We start from the raw sequence: 19,235 nt of genomic DNA, 5'->3' as shown, positions 1-19,235 counted from the left end.
CGCGCAGTTAACCCGAGTTCACTGACAGCACTAGAATCTCTAGGGTGACTTACGAAGCAGCTGCAGATATCGGTATCGGGTCGAAGGCCTCCATAGCAAAGTCAGCGGTGCTGGAACGCTCCGCCGTGATTGACCTCGACGCCGTGCGGCACAACGTTCGTCAGTTCGTCGGCATCGCCTCCCCGGCCGCTGTGATGGCCGTGGTGAAGGCAGACGCTTATGGCCACGGTGCCGTGCAGGTTGCCCGGGCAGCCCTCGACGCCGGAGCGGCCTGGCTGGGTGTCGCCCACATCTCCGAGGCGCTCGCCCTGCGTGCCGCCGGGGTTGATGCCCCGCTACTCGCCTGGCTGCACACCCGCGAGAGCAACTTCCAAGCGGCAGTGGCCGCCGGCATCGACGTCGGAATTTCCGGTTGGGAACTTGAAGCCGTGGTGGCTGCCGCCCGGGAGCAGGAGCGGCCGGCGCGTGTACACCTCAAGGTGGACACGGGTCTGGGCCGGAACGGCTGCACCATCGCTGACTGGGACCAGTTGTTGGGCCAGGCCATGGAATACCAGGATCAAGGCCTCTTGCGGGTGGTGGGTATCTTCTCCCACCTCGCCGTTGCGGACGAACCCCAACGCCCTGAAACCGATGATCAACTGGCTGTCTTCCGGGAAGCCATCGCCATGGCCGAGGACGCGGGCGTGGATACCGAGGTCCGGCACATTGCCAACACGCCGGCGGCGTTGTCCCGCCCGGATTCACACTTCGACCTCGTCCGAGTGGGCCTGGGCATCTACGGATTGTCGCCCTTCGACGGGGCTACGTCTGCGGAACTTGGCCTGCATCCCGCAATGACGGTCCGGACCCTCCTGTCCAACTGCAAGACGGTGCCCGAAGGCCAGGGCGTTTCCTACGGACTCAATTACCGGACCAGCCAGGAAAGCACGCTGGGCCTGGTACCGCTGGGCTATGCAGACGGTGTCCCGCGGATCGCCACGGGAGGTCCTGTGCGGGTGGACGGCATCAACTACCCGGTGGTTGGCAGGATTGCCATGGACCAAATGGTCATTGACCTGGGGCCGCTGTCCCCTGAAGCGGCGGCAAATCTCAAGGGCGCCGAGGCTGTTATGTTCGGCAACGGTGCCGACGGCGGGCCCACCGCCGATGATTGGGCGGCCGCCGCGGGAACCAACAACTACGAAATCGTTACGCGCATCAGCCCCAGGGTTCCGCGCAGTTACGTCAATGAGCTGCCCGCCCGGGTCGAAGTCAACAGCGCAGCAGATACGGCCGCGCTGTGAGTGAAGCCCAGTGGGAGCGCACGCTGACGGTCACGACGGCGGAGCAGACCCATGCGCTCGCGGCAGAATTGGGTGGGGTGCTTGAGGCCGGGGATCTTCTGGTCTTGACCGGCGAACTGGGTGCGGGCAAGACGACGTTCACCCAAGGACTTGGTGAGGGCCTGGGAGTCCGTGCCGGCATCATTTCGCCGACGTTTGTCCTGGTACGGATCCACCCCAATCTCGCTGATGGACCCAGGCCAGGGGGCCCGGACCTGGTCCATGTTGACGCTTACCGGCTGGACTCGGCAGCGGAGATTGACGATATCGATCTGGAGAACACCATGGATACAGCGGTCACCGTGGTGGAATGGGGCCGGGACCGGGTGGAGCACCTCTCGGACAGCCGCTTGGAGGTTGACCTCCTCAGGTCTGTTGGCGGGGATAACACGGCAGCCACAACGGACGGCGACGTCATGGACTTCGATACCGATGACGACGACGAACCCCGCACCATCGTTTTCCGTGGATTTGGTCCCCGCTGGGCCGAGGCACCGAAGCTCTTGGAGACCAGCGAAAACGGAGGCTACTGATGCTGATACTGGCCATTGATACCTCAGCGGTTGCAAGTGCGGCCCTGATCTCGGATGATGCCATGGAAAGTGTGGTGGACTCTTTCGCTACGGAGGACACCCGAAGCCACGCGGAAGTGCTGGCTCCCGGGATTGAAAAACTCCTGGCTGGTGCCGGGGTCACCGGCGCGGACATCGATGCGATTGTCACCGGTGTGGGACCTGGCCCGTTCACCGGGCTCCGCTCCGGTATCGCGACAGCCCGCACCCTCGCCTTCGTGTGGGACAAGCCGCTGTATGGGCTCATGAGCCTGGATGCCATCGCCTTGGAAGTGGCGGAGTCCACCGCAGCGACCCCCGAGTTCCTGGTGGCTACGGATGCCCGACGCAAGGAGGTCTACTGGGCCCGATACAGCCTGGCCGACGGCCAGCTTCCGGAGCTCGTGGACGGCCCCCACGTTGGTTTCGCCTCGGATCTTCCGGACTTGCCGGTGTTCGGCGCAGGGGCAGGCCTCTACGCCGATGTCCTCACGGCGGATGAAGATTTCACCACCACCCAGCCGGATGCAGCCTCGTTGGGCCAATTCGCCTTGGCCAAGCTCACTGCCGGGCAGGCTTTGCTTGACTCAACACCCTTGTATTTGCGGGAATCGGACGCCCAGGTGCCTGGCCCCAGGAAGCGTGCACTGTGATGGGAGGGACACTGTGAAATTGTCACCCAAGCTGGAACTCGCAGGAGTTTCCTTGCGCGACATGACCGAGGCCGATGTCCCGGCCGTGGAGACGCTGGAGCGCCGGCTGTTCCCCGTGGACGCGTGGCCCCTGCAAATGTTCTTCGACGAGTTGGCCCAGCCTGAGACCCGGCGCTACGTGGTGGCAGAGGTGGCAGGGGAGATCGTGGCTTACGCCGGATTGATGTGCATCGAGCCGATCGCGGACGTCCAGACGATCGCCGTCGTGCCTGAATTCGAGGGCAAGGGCATTGGCTCAGCTGTCCTGACGGAACTGATTGACGAAGCGCGGCGCCGCCGTGCCGAGGACGTCCTGCTGGAAGTGCGGGCGGACAATCCCCGCGCCCAGCAACTGTACTTGCGGTTCGGTTTCGAGCAGATCCACGTCCGTCCCCGCTACTACCGGGACGGCACGGATGCCCTGATCATGCGCCTTGAACTGAACAAACCCCAAGAAGGAGCCACAGCGTGAGCGGGCCGAATCCGGAACAGCCCAAGCAGCCGCTGGTGCTTGGCATTGAGTCATCCTGCGACGAGACGGGTGTGGGAATCGTGCGGGGGACCACCCTGCTGACCAACACGGTGTCATCGTCCATGGATGAGCATGTTCGCTTTGGCGGCGTTATCCCGGAGATCGCGTCACGCGCACACTTGGACGCCTTCGTGCCCACCTTGCAGGAGTCGCTCCACGAGGCCGGCGTCACCTTGGATGACATCGATGCCATTGCCGTCACGTCCGGACCGGGCCTTGCGGGGGCGCTGATGGTGGGTGTTTGCGCTGCCAAAGCCCTTGCCGTTGCCACCGGCAAGCCGCTCTACGCCATCAACCACTTGGTGGCGCACGTTGGCGTGGGTTTGCTGGATAGTGGGGCAGCTTCGGAAAGAGCGTCCGACGCCGTTGCTGCCGCCGGCCTGGGTGCCGGAAAGCTTCCGGAGAACCTCGGAGCATTGCTGGTATCGGGAGGCCATACGGAAATCCTGCGCATCCGGAGCATCACGGACGACGTGGAGCTACTGGGTTCAACCATCGACGACGCCGCCGGCGAAGCGTACGACAAAGTGGCCCGCATCCTTGGCCTCGGGTACCCGGGTGGGCCTGCCATCGACAAACTGGCACGCCAGGGCAACCCCAAGTCCATCCGTTTTCCCCGGGGACTCACGCAGCCCAAATACATGGGCACCGCGGAGGAGAAGGGACCGCACCGTTACGACTGGTCCTTCAGCGGCCTGAAAACAGCCGTGGCCCGGTGCGTTGAGCAGTTCGAAGCCCGGGGCGAGGAAGTTCCCGTGGCAGATATCGCGGCAGCGTTCCAGGAGGCCGTGGTGGACGTCATAAGTTCAAAGGCAGTCCTGGCCTGCAAGGAGCACGGCATCACTGACGTCCTGCTGGGTGGGGGCGTTGCAGCGAACTCGAGGCTGCGGGAACTGACTGGGCAGCGCTGTACCTCCGCAGGTATCAAACTGCATGTTCCGCCGCTGGATCTTTGCACGGATAACGGAGCCATGGTTGCCGCGCTCGGAGCTCAGCTGATCATGGCCGGCATTGCTCCCAGCGGGGTTTCCTTCGCACCGGATTCTTCCATGCCGGTGACTACGGTCTCAGTGCCCGCCTAACGCTCCGCGGGGTAGTACAGCTAGGCGTCCGGACCCTTGCGCATCTGCTGTACGAGGTCCATGACCACTGCCTGCAGGTCGCCGTTGTGTTCAGCGGCCACCCGACGCTGTCGTTGGTAGCTTGCTCCGCGCTCGATGATCTTCAGGACGTCAGAGAGTTCTTCGGAGCAACCGAGCTTGGCCGCTACAGGTTCCAGCCGGGCGACGGTTTCAGCGAGGTGCTCTGTGACCAACTGCTCGTTGCCCTCGGCGTCGAGAATGATGATGGCTTCCATGCCGTACCGTGCGGCGCGCCATTTGTTCTCCTGCACATGCCACGGCGGCATGGTGGGGATGCTGCCGCCGGCATCAAGGATGGAGGAGAACTCGTCCACAAGGCATTGGGTCAGCGCAGCAATGGCGCCTACTTCTTCAAGTGTGGCCAAGCCGTCGCAGATGCGCATCTCGATGGTGCCCAGGTTCGACACGGGGCGGATGTCCCAGCGGATTTCGGAGGTCGCGTCAATGACACCTGTGGTGAACATGTCCTGGACGTAGGACTCGTAGGCCTCCCATGTTTCGAACTGGAAGGGCAGCCCGGCGGTGGGAAGCTGCTGGAACATGAGCGCACGTTGGGAAGCGTAGCCGGTTTCTTCGCCGGCCCAGTACGGGCTGGAGGCGGACAACGCTTGGAAGTGCGGGAAGTAGTTGACCAGGCCGTCCAGGATGGGGAGGACCTTGTCCCGGCGGTCGATGCCCACATGGACGTGAACGCCGTAGATCACCATCTGGCGTCCCCACCATTGGGTCCGCTCGATCAGCTTGGCGTAGCGTTCCTTGTCCGTGACGGGCTGGAGCAGGGGAGGGCTGAACGGGTGGCTGCCTGCGCAGAAGACCTCCACGCCCATAGGGTCGGTGACTTCACGGACGGCGGCCAGGGATCGGCTGAGGTCTTCCTTGGCATCCTTGACGGTCTCGCAAATGCCAGTGACCAGTTCCACGGTGTTGAGGAGCAGTTCGCGCTTGATATGGGGGTGTTCGTCGTCCTCATTGAGGTCGGGGTGGTTCGCGGCGACGCCCTTCAGGACATCGTTGGCAACTGATACCAATTCCCCGGTGCGTGCATTGACGAGCGCCAACTCCCATTCCACACCCAGTGTCGATTGCCTGGATGGCGCAAAATCAATCTGCACGTAGTCCCCTCATGGTCTGTCTCAGCCGGACACGGTTCCCCGCTGTGGGGCCGCCAGCGGTCGGATCAAGTCTAATGCAGCCGGAACACCGGTGGCTGCTGGGGGCTAGCGGGAGACAACGACTATCATTTGCTAATGAGAATGATTCGCAATAGAATCAACGCATGCATCTTACAGTCCTCAGTTCCCTGGACAGCCAATGCCGGGAGTCAGCCGCCGCCAGGCTCGGCCAGACCCACGCCAATTCCGTTGTGGTCCTTCACGATCTTCTGGATGGTTCACTGGTCTTGCGTCGCGTCTATCGGAACGGCCAGTTATTCGAACGCGAAACCACGGTATTGGAGCATGGTTGCCTTAGCTGCACCGTCAGGTTGGATGTTGTCCCGACGGCGGAACGCCTCGGCTCATGCGGCTTCGACCACGTTGTCCTTGGCCTCCCACCCGGCGTCGCAGCAGGGATGGCTGTTGCCGGGCTTCGGCGTGGATTGAGCCGCACGGCGGTGATCGACAACGCCGTGCTGGCCTTGGACCCCGTAGACCTGGACGACCATATCTGGGATCGTCACACGTTGTTTGAATCAGGATTCACGTCCATGCCCACTGATGATCGCACCAGTGGGGAATTTCTGATCGGCGAGTTCGGGCAGGTGGACACCGTGATGGTGCACCCCGGACTGGGGGCCGTGCTGACCGGCGAGCCACGCGAGGGCTCCGCCCAGTGGCTGCTGGGTGTCGAATTACTCGGCCAGTTGGCGTCCCATGCCGGAGTTGTTGGCGCGGCTGACGACTACCGCCCGGGATGCTTCGACGACGCCGAAGCGGCGGCCCGTAACCGGCCCGGCGTCGTGCGTGTGCCCGTCAGCGAAGCCAAAGGTTCCTTCCGGACGGTGCTCCGGAAAGCGGGTCGACCACTGCATCCTGGGCGCTTCCGTGATGCGCTGCCACAGCTGGCGGCCGGCACGCACTGGCTGCGTGGCCGCCTCTGGATCGCGTCGGCGCCTAAAACGCGGATCGCCGTCCAGGGAATCGGGCCGCGTGTGTGGCTGGAAAGCACCGGAAAGTGGCTTGCTGACACTGTTGAATCAGCGCCTGGCCTCGCGCGCCCGGGGAAGGCAGGTGCCGACGTCGACTCCCTCCTTGACTGGCACCCCAGCCATGGCGACCGCGGAACTGTGCTGGCCATCACCGGAAGGTCGGAGGACATTGATCCCCAGGAAATCAGCGATCTGCTGGACGGCTGCCAACTGACGGAGGCGGAGATGGAGCAGGATTTCGGCGTCTGGGACGACCCCCTGGAACTCAGCGACGCCCTCTAAACCGAACACCCACACAAAGGAGAAACACTATGAAAGTCAGGAATTCGCTGCGTGCCCTCAAGAAGATCCCCGGCGCCCAGATCGTGCGCAGGCGGGGACGCACCTTCGTCATCAACAAGAACAACCCGCGGATGAAGGCGCGGCAGGGCTAGCTTCACGGCGTTGTTTAATAGGGGAATGCCAATCCTGAACAAAGACATGTCCCTGTGCATTTCGCTTGCGGCCCGGCCCAGCAATATCGGGACCAGGTTCCACAACTATCTGTACGATCTGCTCGGCCTGAACTTTGTCTACAAGGCATTCGCCCCCGCGGACATCACCCTTGCGGTGGCGGGCATCCGCGGCCTCCCGATCCGGGGCGCCGCGGTGTCCATGCCGTACAAGGAAGCTGTCATCCCGCTGGTTGACGTCATGGATCCGTCAGCCAAAGCCATTGATTCGGTGAATACCATCGTCAATAACCACGGTGTCCTCACCGCCTACAACACGGACTACATCGCGATCGCCCGGCTCCTGAAGGACCACCAGGTTCCCAGCAGCCACACGGTGCTGCTCCGCGGTGCCGGCGGCATGGCCAAGGCCGTAGCCGCAGCCCTTCGGGACGCCGGGTTCACCGCCGTGACCATCGTGGCACGCAATGAGGGCGCCGGTCGTGCGCTCGCAGACCTCTACGGCTTCGGATGGCAGGACGACGTCAACGGCTCAACCGCGGACCTCATCATCAACGTCACTCCGTTGGGAATGGCAGGTGCGGATGAAACCGCCCAGTCCTTCGATGACGCCACTATTTCCGCTGCCCAGGTGGTGTTCGACGTCGTGGCATTGCCGTCGGAGACGCCGCTCATCACCGCTGCCCGGCGAGCTGACAAGAAGGTGATCACGGGCGCCGAAGTCATCGCTATCCAAGCCGAGGAGCAGTTTGTCCTGTACACGGGCGTGCGTCCGAGCGCCGAGCAGGTGCGTGAAGCTTCGGAGTTCTCCCGCCGCTAGCTCTTGTGACACATCAGGCCGTCACTGGCTCCACGACAACAGCCACTCTTTCCTCGCCGATCCGGGTGAGGACCAAGGTGGCTGTTTTCGCATCCTTGCCCTTGATGGGTTTGGCGGGAAGTAGTTGCTTCCGCAGCTCTTCCGGGGTCACTGCCGTGCCGCGCTTCTTGATATCCAGCACCGTGACGCCGTTGTTCTTCACCCATGCCTTGAGCGCCTTGACGTTGTAGGGCATCACTTCAAGCACTTTGTAGGCACGGGCGAACGGGGTGTCATGCAGCTCGGGGGCGCAGATGTAGGCGATGTGCTCGTCCACCAGATGCCCACTGAGGCGTTCTGCGACGTCGGCCACCAGCCCTGCCCGGATCACCGCCCCATCGGGTTCGTAGAGGAAGCCCTCGACAGGTCCGACGGCGGCTACCGGGCCGCCGTCGAAATCCGCACCGCTGGTGATTTCAGCGGCGCCTTGGCTGCCGATAACCAGCGCTGCGCGACGCACGCCGGGGCGGGCCACTGCGTTGAACCATAAGGTCACTTCGGTAACATCGCCGCCCACTGAGACCCATTGGGCCTCGCAGCCTGACGGCACGGAATCATGGGGGATGCCGGGACCCATTTTGACGCCGATTGCTCGACCGGTGGCTGCCAGGCGTTCAACGAAGGATAACGGGGGAGAGAACGCTTCAGGGTCCCAGATCCGCTTGGTTCCGGAGGTGGACGTGGTTCGCCGGGCAGGATCCAGCCACACACCGTCGATCCCGTCAAGTTCCACGGACGTGGCATCCGAGTGCACCACAGTGGCGTGCGGGAATGGCATGAGGTTGATCGTGGCGCAGGCGGCAGTGGTTTCATCCATCTCAACGGCGGTCACCGAAATGTCCATGGAAGCCATCGCCATGGAATCGGCACCAAGGCCGCAGCCGAGGTCGGCAACGTGCGGGATGCCCGCCTTCGCGAAACGCTCGGCGTGCCGGGCCGCGACGTTCAAGCGCGTTGCCTGCTCCAGTCCCGCTTGAGTGAAAAGCATCTGCCGGGCGAACTCGCCGAACTTGGCCTCGGCACGTGTCCGCAGGCGGGATTGCGTGAGGACCGCGGCCACGAGTTCGGGGGAGTGGCCCGCTTTCCGGAGCTCGGCATTGACGCTGAAAGAGTCGGCTTCCCGGTAGGGCCCCAAGGAGGCAAGAAGTTCCCATCCTTCAGTTGTCAGCAAGGGCGCGATCTGTTCCTGCGGTGCGTGAGGCATGGGATCAAGCCTAACGGCGCGGTGCTTGACAACGTGACCGCCGAATCAGCCCGATAGGGTTGTTTTCATGGAAGACAACGCAGCCCCGCATCACTCCACCATGACAAAGTTCGCTCGTCCGGCCCTGATAGCGGGGGCAGTGATCGCGGTGGTTTGCGTCGGCCTGCTCATCATTATCTTCGCGCTGGATTCCTTCAATGCCGCCACCTACTCTGTCGCCGGCAAGAGCGTTAACGACGCCACCGAAGAAGCGCGGGGCATCCGCGAACTCTACAGCGGCGCCAGAACCGGTGGAATCATCACCTTGGTGATCTCCGGTGTCGTAGCTCTTGCCGCTGCCGTAGTGCTGTATCTGAACCGCGGCAACGCTCCGCTGGACGAGGACGACGACGGCGAAGACTACGACCTGGACGACCTCACCGGCCGGTGACGGAGGTTCACTCATGACGAAATTCTGGCACTCGCCTTGACCGAGTGCTAACGCTTACATAGAGTCTTGTTAGCACTCTCCCCCGGAGGGTGCTAATCACGCCAAGCGTCTTCCGGCACCGCGACGACGGTTGTACGCTCCGGCACCCTAGTTCTTAGTCCATGAATCAGCTCATGAAAAGGAGAGTCCGAGTGTCGGTCTCGATTAAGCCTCTTGAGGATCGTATTGTTGTTCGCCCGCTCGAAGCAGAGCAGACCACGGCTTCCGGCCTGGTAATTCCGGACTCCGCACAGGAGAAGCCGCAGGAAGGCGAAGTTGTTGCAATCGGCCCCGGCCGCTTCGATGACAACGGCAACCGCGTACCGGTTGACGTAGCTGTTGGCGACGTCGTCATCTACTCCAAGTACGGTGGAACCGAAGTCAAGACCGGCGGCAACGAGTACCTCGTTCTGTCCGCCCGCGACGTCCTTGCGATCGTCGTAAAGTAACTTCCTGGAGCCCCGCACCGCCGCCGCGTTGGAATCATTCCGACCGTCAGCGGTGCGGGTTTTCTGTCTTGAAAGGACACAACCATGGCAAAGCAGCTTGCTTTTAACGATGCTGCCCGCCGGTCTCTTGAGGCCGGTATCGACAAGCTCGCCAACACTGTCAAGGTGACGCTTGGCCCGCGCGGCCGCAACGTCGTGCTGGACAAGAAGTGGGGCGCTCCCACGATCACCAACGACGGTGTGACCATCGCCCGCGAAGTTGAGCTTGACGACCCCTACGAGAACCTTGGCGCACAGCTGGCCAAGGAAGTAGCAACCAAGACCAACGATGTCGCCGGCGACGGCACCACCACGGCCACCGTGCTGGCACAGGCCCTGGTCAAGGAGGGCCTCCGCAACGTTGCTGCCGGCGCCGCTCCTGGCGAGATCAAGCGCGGCATCGAGGTTTCCGTCGAAGCCATCGCAGCCCGCCTCCTGGAGAACGCCCGCGAAGTCGAAGGCACCCAGGTTGCCAGCGTCGCAGCCATCTCCGCGCAGAGCGACGAGGTTGGCGAACTGCTGGCCGAGGCGTTCGGCAAGGTTGGCAAGGATGGTGTCATCACCATTGAAGAATCCTCCACCACCCAGACCGAACTGGTGCTCACCGAGGGCATGCAGTTCGACAAGGGCTACCTTTCCCCGTACTTCGTCACCGACGCAGAGCGCCAGGAAGCAGTTCTTGAAGACGCCCTCATCCTGATCAACCAGGGCAAGATCTCCTCGCTGCAGGACTTCCTGCCGCTGCTGGAAAAGGCCCTGCAGGCCAACAAGCCGCTCTTCATCATTGCTGAAGACATCGAAGGCGAAGCCCTCTCCACGCTGATCGTCAACCGTATCCGCGGCACGCTCAACGTTGTTGCCGTCAAGGCTCCGGGCTTCGGCGACCGCCGCAAGGCCATGCTCCAGGACATCGCGACGCTCACGGGCGCCCAGGTTGTTTCCCCGGACCTCGGCCTGACCCTGGACAGCGTTGGCCTCGAGGTACTTGGTACCGCTCGCCGTATCACGGTGACAAAGGACAACACCACCATCGTTGACGGCGCCGGCACGGCCCAGGACGTTGCCGACCGCGTGGCGCAGCTGCGTGCTGAGCTTACCCGGACGGACTCCGACTGGGACAAGGAAAAGCTGCAGGAACGCCTGGCCAAGCTGGCCGGCGGCATCGGCGTGATCAAGGTTGGCGCAGCCACCGAGGTTGAGCTGAAAGAAAAGAAGCACCGCATCGAGGACGCTGTTTCCTCCACGCGTGCAGCCCTCGAAGAAGGCATTGTTTCCGGTGGCGGTTCCGCTCTCATCCACGCCCTCAAGGCGCTGGACGAGTCCCCGGCCGTCAAGGCCCTGGAGGGTGACGCGGCAGCTGCTGTGGGCATCGTCCGCCGCGCCTTGGTTCAGCCTTTGCGCTGGATCGCCCAGAACGCCGGCTTCGATGGCTTCGTGGTTGTTGCCAAGGTTTCCGAGCTGGAAGCCAACCACGGCTTCAACGCCAAGTCGGGCGAGTACGAGGACCTGATCGCCGCTGGCGTGATCGACCCCGTCAAGGTCACCCGTTCGGCTCTCCGCAACGCCGCTTCCATCGCTGCCCTGGTTCTCACCACCGAGACCCTGGTTGCCGAGAAGCCGGCTGAGGAAGAAGACGCACACGCAGGCCACCAGCACTAAGAGCCTGTTATACAGAAGCCCCGGTCGCCTTGACCGGGGCTTCTGTTGTTTCCGGGGTGGTGTCGTGGCCTGTGTCGCTCAGCTATTGTGAGCGCACGACGGCGGCGGTAACCTGACGCTAATACGGCGGCTTGGGTGCGTCAACGGGGCGCATCGACGCCGACGGGTGAGCCATGACGATGCCTGCCACAGCTTTGGACCTGGGACGCTCGGCATTCTCCGAGCACCGCTGGAGCGATGCCTTCGAATGCCTCGCACGCGCCGACACCGCAGGGGGACTGCCTCCTCAAGATATCGAGTTGGTGGCCTCCGTAGCGATGCTGTTGGGCAAAGACGCCGAGGGCGTGGCCTACCTGACCCGGGCGCACGACGAATTCATCACGCTGGGCGACACGGATAGTGCCGCACGCTGCGCAGCGTGGCTGGTGCTGTACTTGATGGATCTCGGTGAGCCCGCCCGCAGCAGCGGCTGGATGTCCCGGGCCAAGCATCTGGTGGAAGGGCTGGATAGCCCTACCGCAGCGGAGGGCTACCTGTTGGTGCCGGAGGCACTTGGTGCCCTGTACGGAGGAGCTCCGGAGGCGAGCTTTGCGATTTTCAGCCGGGCGTTGGAGATCGGCCGGCACTTCCAGGACAAGGACCTCATGGCGCTGGGCCAGCTCGGCGTCGGAACCGCCAGGCTCACCCTCGGATTCCCTGATGAGGGCCTTCAACTTCTTGATGAAGTGATGGTCTCGGTCATCGCGGGCGAAGTTTCGCCCATCCCGTCCGGGATCATCTACTGTGCGGTGATCGGCAACTGCCGTTTGGTGTTGGATGTCCGCCGTGCCCAGGAGTGGACGGCCGCGTTGGAGAAATGGTGCGGGGACAGGCCGGACATGGTTATGTTCAGCGGGCAATGCCAATCCCACCGGGCGGAGTTGTTTCTCCTCCATGGCGCATGGGATGACGCCCTTGCCGCGGCGCGGATTGCCCAAGACCGTGCGCGGCGGGGCGATCCGGAAGCCACTTACGGCGCTTGGTACCAGCAAGGGGAAATTCTCCGTCTCAGGGGAAGCCTGGCCGAAGCCGAAGCTGCCTATGCAAGGGCCGGGGAGACGGGTTTCGAGCCTCTTCCCGGTATGGCCCTGGTGCGATTGGCCCAGCAGAACGGCCCCCAGGCCCAGTCCATGATGCGTCGGGCAGTGGCAGCATCGGATCCTGCCAACCGGCGAAGACTTCTTCCGGCTCTTGTTGAGGTGGAACTCGCCGCCGGTGAGCTGACAGCGGCAAGGTCCGCTGCCAGCGAATTTGCGTCCCTTGTTGACCCGGAAAAGCGCCCTCTGGAAGCTGCCCTCGCTGCCCACGCGGAGGCGAGCGTGCTCTTGGCTGAAGGCAGCGCGGAAGCTGCCCTGATGGCGGCACGGACGGCATGGAGGCTGTGGTTCTCCCTTGAAGCCCCGTATGAGGCAGCCCGTTGCCGCGTGCTCGCGGGCAGGGCCTGCGCGGCGCTGGGCGACCCTGATTCGGCGACCATGGAATTCGAAGCGGCCCGGGCGGAATTCGTGGAGCTGGGTGCCGCTCCCGCGGCCTCAGAAGTAGTGGGCATCAGTGGGGAACGCGATCAAGGCACCAACTCGCCGCTTACTGTCCGCGAACTGGAGGTCCTGCGTCTGGTGGCGGAGGGCAACGCGAACAAAACCATTGCCCGATCCCTTTACCTCAGCGAAAAGACCGTTGCGCGGCACGTGAGCAATATCCTCACCAAACTCGCTGTGCCATCGCGCGTGGCTGCGACCCGGTATGCGTTCGATCACCACCTGTTGAGCTAACGCCATCTGTTGAGGTAACGCTCGTTCGCCTGTGCGCATAAGTACCCATGCAGCTCGGGTGGGAATGGGTCATTCTGCCGACGCGGTGGATGGGGCTGGACTCATAGCTTGGCTGTATGAACATTCCACTGCTTGCCGGCACCGTATCCACCGTGCTCTTCGCCGCCAGCATGCTCCCCATGCTTCTGAAGGCCGTGCGCACCAAGGACCTTGAGTCATACAGCGTCGGCAACATCGCCACCACCAACGTGGCCAACGCAGTGCATTCGTTCTATGTCTTTGATCTTCCGGCAGGCCCCGTATGGCTGCTGCACTCCTTCTACGTTGTGGCGTCTGCCCTCATGCTCCTGTGGTGCCTGCGCTACCGGAAGGTTCCTGAAGACACACACAAAGAACCCATCGGAGAACCAGTAATTGAAGGGAAAAAGCCATGAACTGGAGCCAGAACCCAGCAGTAGACACGCTCATAGTAGGAGGTGGACAGGCAGGCTTGGCGATTGGATATTGGCTGGCACAAGAAGGCAGCAGCTTCCTGATAGTGGATGAAAATGCCAGGACGGGAGACTCTTGGCGGCAGCGATGGGATTCCCTGCGGCTGTTCACTCCCGGCAAGTACGACGGCCTTCCCGGGGTGCCGTTCCCCGGCGACAGGTTGAGTTTCCCCACCAAGGATGAGCTGGCTGACTACCTTGAGGACTACAAGCGTCGCTTCGACCTGCCGATCGTACACAATGTGCGTGTCGACGGCCTTGAGAGCGACGGGGATGGATTCCAAGTCACCTCCGGGCAGCGAGCATGGCATGCCAGGAACGTGGTTATTGCCACGGGGGGATACCGCGTGCCCAAGACCCCGGCCTTCGCCGGGGAACTGTCGGCGGACATACTCCAACTCCATTCCCAGGACTACAAGAATCCTTCCCAGCTCCAGCCCGGCCCTGTCCTGGTGGTGGGACTGGGGAACTCAGGGGCGGAGATCGCCCTGGAGGTTAGCGGGAGCCATCCGACCGCTGTGGCGGGAGGCCCCGGTGGCGAGCTCCCCGTGCGCCACGGACGTGCAGCAGCGCGCTTCGTGCTTCCGGTCATTCGTTTCGCGGGCCTGCACGTGCTCACACTGGACACCCCTGTTGGCCGCAAGGTTGCTCCAAAGTTCATGCAGAAGGCTGCGCCGCTGATCCGGACCAGGACCAAGGAACTGCGCGCTGCAGGTGTTGAATTGCTGCCCAGGGTCACCGGTGTCCGGGACGGGTATCCGGAAGTTGGCGGAGACATCCAAACGGTCAAACCTGCCAACGTTATCTGGTGCACGGGTTACCGGGACGACTACTCGTGGGTCCGGGTGCCCGTGGTGGACGGGGCCGGCAGGCTGCTGCAAAAGCGGGGAGTGGTGGCCGATGTTCCAGGTGTGTTCTTCATCGGCCAGGAATTCCTGTTCGCTGCGGCTTCGGCGACCCTTCCGGGTGTCGGACGGGACGCGCGCTACCTTGCCCGTCGGGTGGCCGCACCGCGTTCCAGCGGACTGGTGAACGTGTAATGGGTCACGTTAGTGAGGGGCGTGGCCGGCTGCAGTGTTAACGAGAGCGGGGAGTATCAGCACAGGTCACGCACAGGTTCGGGGGGCACAATGTATGGCTGGACCTGTGCTGATGGGGCTTCGGATGGCGGCCAGGGACACCCTTCCACATCGGTTGCGCGACTGAAACCGCGTAATATTGATGCTTTGTGCCAGAGCTTTGAGGAACTGCCTAACGTGACGACGCCAACGATTCCAGCCCCTGCCCACCACGGTAAGCGGGCTGCCGGACCCGTTGCAAAGTCTAAGTTCCGCCCCGAAATCCAGGGCCTTAGGTCCCTCGCAGTCCTGATGGTGGTCAGCTACCACATCTGGATCGGCAGGGTCTCCGGAGGCGTTGATGTCTTCCTCCTCATTTCAGCGTTCCTCATGACCCTCCAGTTCACGGGACGTTACAAACAGGGCCGCCCCATGGACCTTGTGCGCCACTGGCTGCACCTGTTCAGGCGGCTGCTGCCCGCCGTCGTCGTTGTCCTGGTGGGCACTCTCGCAGCAACCTTCGTTTTCCTGCCAGCCACGCGTTGGGTTGAAATTGTCCAGCAAACCTGGGCTTCGCTGTTTTACTTTGAGAACCGGCTGCTGCAGGACCTGGCGGTTGATTACTATGCCACCGACCACAGCATGGCGAGCCCCGTTCAGCACTTCTGGTCCTTGTCCATCCAGGGCCAGGTATTCATTTTGTGGCCCATCATCTTTGCGACGGTTGCGCTGGTGTGCCGCCGCTTTGCCCTCCGCTACCGCGCCACTCTGGTGTATGTTTTCGCCATCATTTTCCTGGTGTCGTTCATCTACTCCATCATCTTCACAGCCAGCAACCAGGCCGTGGCATACTTCGATACCTTTGCCCGTTTGTGGGAGTTCGCCTTGGGCACGCTGGTGGCGTTGGTGCTACCGGGCCTGGACTTCTCCAAACCCGTCCGTGTGATCTTGGGATGGGTGGGGGTGGCAGCGATGCTCACTTGCGGAATCCTGTTGCAGGTACAGACTGCGTTCCCGGGATTCGTCGCCTTGTGGCCTACGCTGGCCGCGGTCGCGGTGATCGCAGCCGGTCAGACCGGGAGCCGTTTCGGGGTGGACCGGATCCTGAGTTCCAAATTCCTGGTCCGGCTCGGTGACAACTCCTACGCCCTATACCTCTGGCACTGGCCCATCCTGGTAATTGCCCTGGCCTGGAGCGGCAAGGGTCAGGCCGGTTGGCTTTCCGGCACCGCCATCATTGCGCTGTCACTCGTTTTGGCCTTCCTGACCACCAAGTTCGTGGAGAAGCCGTTCCGGGAATGGAAATGGCCCGAGATGAAGCGCCGCCGCTCGGTCATCGCAATCGCGACGTGCCTGGCAGTCGTTTCCGCGCCCCTGCTCGCTTTCCAGTACAAGCTGGACTTGGACCAGCAAGCTGCAGAGGCGCGAATGGTCTTCGACAATCCCGGGGCAAAGGCACTCCTGCCAACGTACGTGAATGAAGCGGCTCCAAATGCGCTCACTCAGCCCACCGCGGAAAGGATCGGGCGTGACTGGGCCCAACTGCCCGAGGGGTGCTCCGGAGACACGAAACCCGAGTCGCAGTTGCTGCAGGACAACTGCCGGCAGAACGGTGTGGGTTCCGACGCCACCAAGACAGTCCTGGTGGTAGGCAACTCCCACTCCCAGCAGTGGCTTGCCGCCATGGAAGTATTGGCCGAGCAGCATCATTGGCGCCTCTACTCGCTGCTGTACGGGGCGTGTCCCTTCATGACTGAAGACCCCGAGTCGGAGCCTGGCTGTAACGAGTTCAACAGTGAAGTGCGCAGCCACATCCGGGACCATACGCCGGATGCCATCTTCATGGTGGGCACAGCGGCTGTGTCGTCCTTGCCTGACGAAAGACTGACCCACGGCTTTGAGGACCTCGTTCCCGAGGTCACGGCACTGGGCATCCAAATGGTGGCAGTGCGGGATAACCCAAGGTTCACTTACAGCCTGACGGACTGCGCCCTCGCCAAAGGGGTGGACAGCCCTGATTGCCGTCCGCTGAAGTCGGACGTCCTGGCCGAACCCAGTCCTTTTGACGCCGTGGCGGGTAAATACCAGGACCTGGTCCTGCTGGATATGACCGACCTTGTGTGCCTGGGGATCTACTGCCCGCCCATCATTGGTAACACCTTCGTGTACCTGGATGACAACCACCTGACCAAAACGTACGTCAAGAGCATGTCGGGCATGCTCGATGAAAGGTGGTTTGCCGCGACAGGGTGGCAACGATGATGGACACGCGCGCAAGAACGGCTGCCCCGCCAAGCAAGGAATCCACGACGTCGAAACCCGGCTTCCGCCCGGAAGTCCAGGGCCTGCGTGCCCTGGCAGTGCTCATGGTCGCGGCCTACCATATCTGGCTCGGCAAGGTCTCGGGCGGCGTGGACGTTTTCCTGCTGATCTCGGCTTTCCTGCTGACGCTGTCCTTCACGCGCAAGCTCGAAAGTCATAAGCCATTACGACTCCTGCGGCATTGGCTGCACGTGTTCAAGCGGTTGCTGCCCGCCGTCGTCGTTGTCTTGCTGGCAGCCCTGGCAGGCACCTGGGCACTCATACCGCAGAGCCGGTGGCCCGATATCCTCACCGAGGCCTGGGCATCCCTCATGTACCGGCAAAACTGGCAGTTGGCCGCTTTCGCGGTGGACTACTACGCCCAGCAGCACGTTCACGCCAGCCCCCTGCAACACTTTTGGTCGCTATCCGTGCAAGGCCAGGTGTTTATTCTGTGGCCGTTGATCTTCGCCGGAGTCGCGTTTCTGCAACCGCAGCTGGCTAAGCTGTCTCCGCAGCGGAAGGCCGCAACCCACAGGCAGTTGCTGTTCTTCGCCTTCGGCGCAGTCTTCCTGGCATCACTCGTGTTCTCCATCGAGCAGACCGCCAACAACCAAGCCCACGCTTACTTTGACACCCGTGCACGCCTATGGGAATTCGCGCTGGGTTCCCTTCTCGCTCTGGCGATCCCATACCTGAAACCGGGACGCCGGTTCCGTGTTTTCCTGGGATGGGCAGGTATTGCAGCGATGCTCGCCTGCGGGCTGATGCTCACGGTGGACCGCTCCTTCCCGGGTTTCGTAGCCCTTTGGCCCACCCTTGCGGCTGCAGCCGTCATCATCGCGGGTCAGAGCGGTAGCCCCTTCGGTGCCGACCGTCTCCTGGGCTCACGCCCACTGGTCATGGTGGGTGACAACTCGTACGCCCTGTACCTGTGGCACTGGCCGGTTTTGGTGTTCTTCCTCCTGGCCACCGGCACTACCGCGCCCAGCCTCCTCCAAGGCCTGGGAATCATGACGGTTTCCATGCTGTTGGCGGTAGCCACCACAAGGTATGTGGAAGTTCCCCTGCGCCGCTGGAAGTGGCCGGACGTGCGGTCCTGGCGGGCCGCCGTCGTGATTGCCACGTGCGGTGCGCTGTTGGCGTTGCCGGTCACGGTGTGGCAAAGCGCCATCACTGCTGAAGCTGCAGCGATTGCGGATCAGCCCCACGAACTGACGCCGGGTGCTGCCGCGTTGTCCCCGGAGTACGCCGGTGAGCCGAGCGAAGAAGCCCTCATCATCCCCGCGCCCGCAGCCATGAAGGACGAGTGGGCAAACGTCGACGGCAAGTGCACCGGCGACAACGTACCCAGCGATCCGTTGCTGCAGGACTGCCTGCAAAATGAGGAACCGGCGGTGGTCACCAAGAGGATCGTGGTGCTCGGTGATTCCCATTCCCAGCAGTACACGGCTGCTCTTGGCCCGATTGCCAAAAAGCACGGCTGGGAAGTGGTGACGCTGCTTAAAGGTGGCTGCCGGTTCGGTGCCCAGTCGCCGGAGCGCCCCGATTTCTGCAACGAGTTCAACAAGGCAAGCTCCGCCTACGTGATGGAGCACAAGCCCGACGCAGTTTTCACCGTGGCATCCAAGACGCACGTCGATGCTCCCTTTGAAACCGAAGTGCCCGGATACCTCGAAGGCATCAAGCCGTTCACGGACCTGGGAATCGATGTGGTGGGTGTCCGGGACAACCCGCGGTTCAGCTTCAATATGCCCGAGTGCGTGCAGAAGAAGGGCAAGGATTCGCCCGACTGCAATGTGCCCCTTGAAGAGTCCTTGGCGGCGTCATCACCTATGGACGACTATGTAGGCAAGGTGGAGCGGCTCTACCTAATGGATATGAGCGACTTCATCTGCGAGCAAGGGACCTGTCCCGCGGTGGTTGGTAACGTCTACGTGTATAAGGATGACAACCACCTCACCAAGACCTATGTTCAAACCATGATCCCCATGTTTGAACAGCGGCTGCTGGCCGCTACCGGTTGGTCCGCAAGCTAGGTTCCGCGCTCGCCGG

The 19,235-nt window shown here is 62.7% G+C and carries 18 protein-coding genes; 16 read left to right on the top strand and 2 right to left on the bottom strand.

The window, feature by feature from the left end:
• Positions 1 to 44 precede the first annotated feature (44 nt).
• The 5 genes from alr to tsaD are packed head-to-tail and all read left to right on the top strand — an operon-like array spanning position 45 to position 4,182.
• Entirely contained in the window at positions 45 to 1,286 is a 1,242-nt protein-coding gene (gene alr / locus KCX59_RS15630; protein ID WP_179019753.1) for an alanine racemase, read from the top strand.
• On the top strand, positions 1,283 to 1,858 hold the full coding sequence (gene tsaE, locus KCX59_RS15625; RefSeq protein WP_091468933.1) for a tRNA (adenosine(37)-N6)-threonylcarbamoyltransferase complex ATPase subunit type 1 TsaE: 576 nt from the start codon (positions 1,283 to 1,285) through the stop codon (positions 1,856 to 1,858). Before alr ends, tsaE begins: the two co-directional genes overlap by 4 nt.
• Positions 1,858 to 2,529 (top strand): tRNA (adenosine(37)-N6)-threonylcarbamoyltransferase complex dimerization subunit type 1 TsaB, encoded by a 672-nt coding sequence (tsaB, locus tag KCX59_RS15620; protein WP_179019755.1) that lies wholly within the window; start codon positions 1,858 to 1,860, stop codon positions 2,527 to 2,529. The genes tsaE and tsaB overlap by 1 nt, the downstream gene beginning before the upstream one ends.
• 13 nt (positions 2,530 to 2,542) lie before the next feature.
• Positions 2,543 to 3,040 carry a ribosomal protein S18-alanine N-acetyltransferase gene (gene rimI, locus KCX59_RS15615; protein ID WP_091468928.1) on the top strand — a complete coding sequence of 166 codons (498 nt, stop codon included), beginning with the start codon at positions 2,543 to 2,545 and terminating at the stop codon, positions 3,038 to 3,040.
• Entirely contained in the window at positions 3,037 to 4,182 is a 1,146-nt protein-coding gene (gene tsaD / locus KCX59_RS15610; protein ID WP_178997146.1) for a tRNA (adenosine(37)-N6)-threonylcarbamoyltransferase complex transferase subunit TsaD, read from the top strand. Before rimI ends, tsaD begins: the two co-directional genes overlap by 4 nt.
• Positions 4,183 to 4,202: 20 nt before the next feature.
• On the opposite strand, the gene KCX59_RS15605 is transcribed toward tsaD, so the two are convergent.
• On the bottom strand, positions 4,203 to 5,354 hold the full coding sequence (locus KCX59_RS15605) for a glutamate--cysteine ligase (RefSeq protein WP_178997144.1): 1,152 nt from the start codon (positions 5,352 to 5,354) through the stop codon (positions 4,203 to 4,205).
• Positions 5,355 to 5,518: 164 nt separating this feature from the next.
• On the opposite strand from KCX59_RS15605, the gene KCX59_RS15600 reads away from it, so the two are divergent.
• From KCX59_RS15600 to KCX59_RS15590, 3 genes are read left to right on the top strand one after another with little or no spacing between them, the layout of a single operon-like run.
• Positions 5,519 to 6,670 carry a GTP-binding protein gene (locus KCX59_RS15600; RefSeq protein ID WP_179019757.1) on the top strand — a complete coding sequence of 384 codons (1,152 nt, stop codon included), beginning with the start codon at positions 5,519 to 5,521 and terminating at the stop codon, positions 6,668 to 6,670.
• Positions 6,671 to 6,699: 29 nt separating this feature from the next.
• Entirely contained in the window at positions 6,700 to 6,822 is a 123-nt protein-coding gene (gene ykgO, locus KCX59_RS15595) for a type B 50S ribosomal protein L36 (RefSeq protein WP_011775528.1), read from the top strand.
• Between the two features lie 25 nt (positions 6,823 to 6,847).
• Complete coding sequence (locus KCX59_RS15590) at positions 6,848 to 7,660, top strand: shikimate 5-dehydrogenase (protein ID WP_178997139.1); 813 nt, start codon at positions 6,848 to 6,850, stop codon at positions 7,658 to 7,660.
• Between the two features lie 13 nt (positions 7,661 to 7,673).
• Here the strand turns inward: KCX59_RS15590 and KCX59_RS15585 are convergent, their stop codons facing one another.
• Positions 7,674 to 8,903, bottom strand: a complete 1,230-nt coding sequence (locus KCX59_RS15585) for a class I SAM-dependent methyltransferase (RefSeq protein WP_178997137.1) — start codon at positions 8,901 to 8,903, stop codon at positions 7,674 to 7,676.
• Positions 8,904 to 8,970: 67 nt separating this feature from the next.
• Between KCX59_RS15585 and KCX59_RS15580 the strand changes: the two genes are divergently transcribed.
• The 8 genes from KCX59_RS15580 to KCX59_RS15545 all read left to right on the top strand — a co-directional run bounded on the left by KCX59_RS15580 (position 8,971) and on the right by KCX59_RS15545 (position 19,219).
• Positions 8,971 to 9,333, top strand: coding sequence for a hypothetical protein (locus KCX59_RS15580; RefSeq protein ID WP_178997135.1), 363 nt, complete (start codon positions 8,971 to 8,973; stop codon positions 9,331 to 9,333).
• 191 nt (positions 9,334 to 9,524) lie between these two features.
• Positions 9,525 to 9,821, top strand: coding sequence for a co-chaperone GroES (gene groES, locus KCX59_RS15575; RefSeq protein WP_011775524.1), 297 nt, complete (start codon positions 9,525 to 9,527; stop codon positions 9,819 to 9,821).
• A gap of 84 nt (positions 9,822 to 9,905) precedes the next feature.
• Entirely contained in the window at positions 9,906 to 11,519 is a 1,614-nt protein-coding gene (gene groL / locus KCX59_RS15570) for a chaperonin GroEL (RefSeq protein WP_017200315.1), read from the top strand.
• A gap of 173 nt (positions 11,520 to 11,692) precedes the next feature.
• Positions 11,693 to 13,330, top strand: coding sequence for a response regulator transcription factor (locus KCX59_RS15565; protein WP_179019758.1), 1,638 nt, complete (start codon positions 11,693 to 11,695; stop codon positions 13,328 to 13,330).
• Between the two features lie 116 nt (positions 13,331 to 13,446).
• On the top strand, positions 13,447 to 13,764 hold the full coding sequence (locus KCX59_RS15560) for a hypothetical protein (RefSeq protein WP_178997131.1): 318 nt from the start codon (positions 13,447 to 13,449) through the stop codon (positions 13,762 to 13,764).
• Positions 13,761 to 14,861 (top strand): flavin-containing monooxygenase, encoded by a 1,101-nt coding sequence (locus KCX59_RS15555; RefSeq protein WP_179019760.1) that lies wholly within the window; start codon positions 13,761 to 13,763, stop codon positions 14,859 to 14,861. Before KCX59_RS15560 ends, KCX59_RS15555 begins: the two co-directional genes overlap by 4 nt.
• Before the next feature lie 216 nt (positions 14,862 to 15,077).
• A complete protein-coding gene (locus KCX59_RS15550; protein ID WP_179019762.1) occupies positions 15,078 to 17,141 on the top strand; it encodes an acyltransferase family protein in 2,064 nt (687 codons plus the stop codon).
• Positions 17,138 to 19,219 (top strand): acyltransferase family protein, encoded by a 2,082-nt coding sequence (locus tag KCX59_RS15545; RefSeq protein WP_179019764.1) that lies wholly within the window; start codon positions 17,138 to 17,140, stop codon positions 19,217 to 19,219. Before KCX59_RS15550 ends, KCX59_RS15545 begins: the two co-directional genes overlap by 4 nt.
• Positions 19,220 to 19,235: the final 16 nt, after the last annotated feature.

Origin of the sequence: Paenarthrobacter nitroguajacolicus (assembly GCF_051027655.1) — a bacterium.
GTDB lineage: Bacteria > Actinomycetota > Actinomycetes > Actinomycetales > Micrococcaceae > Arthrobacter > Arthrobacter nitroguajacolicus.
The sequence above is the reverse complement of the archived record's forward strand: the minus strand, read 5'-3'. Positions and strand labels throughout refer to the sequence as shown.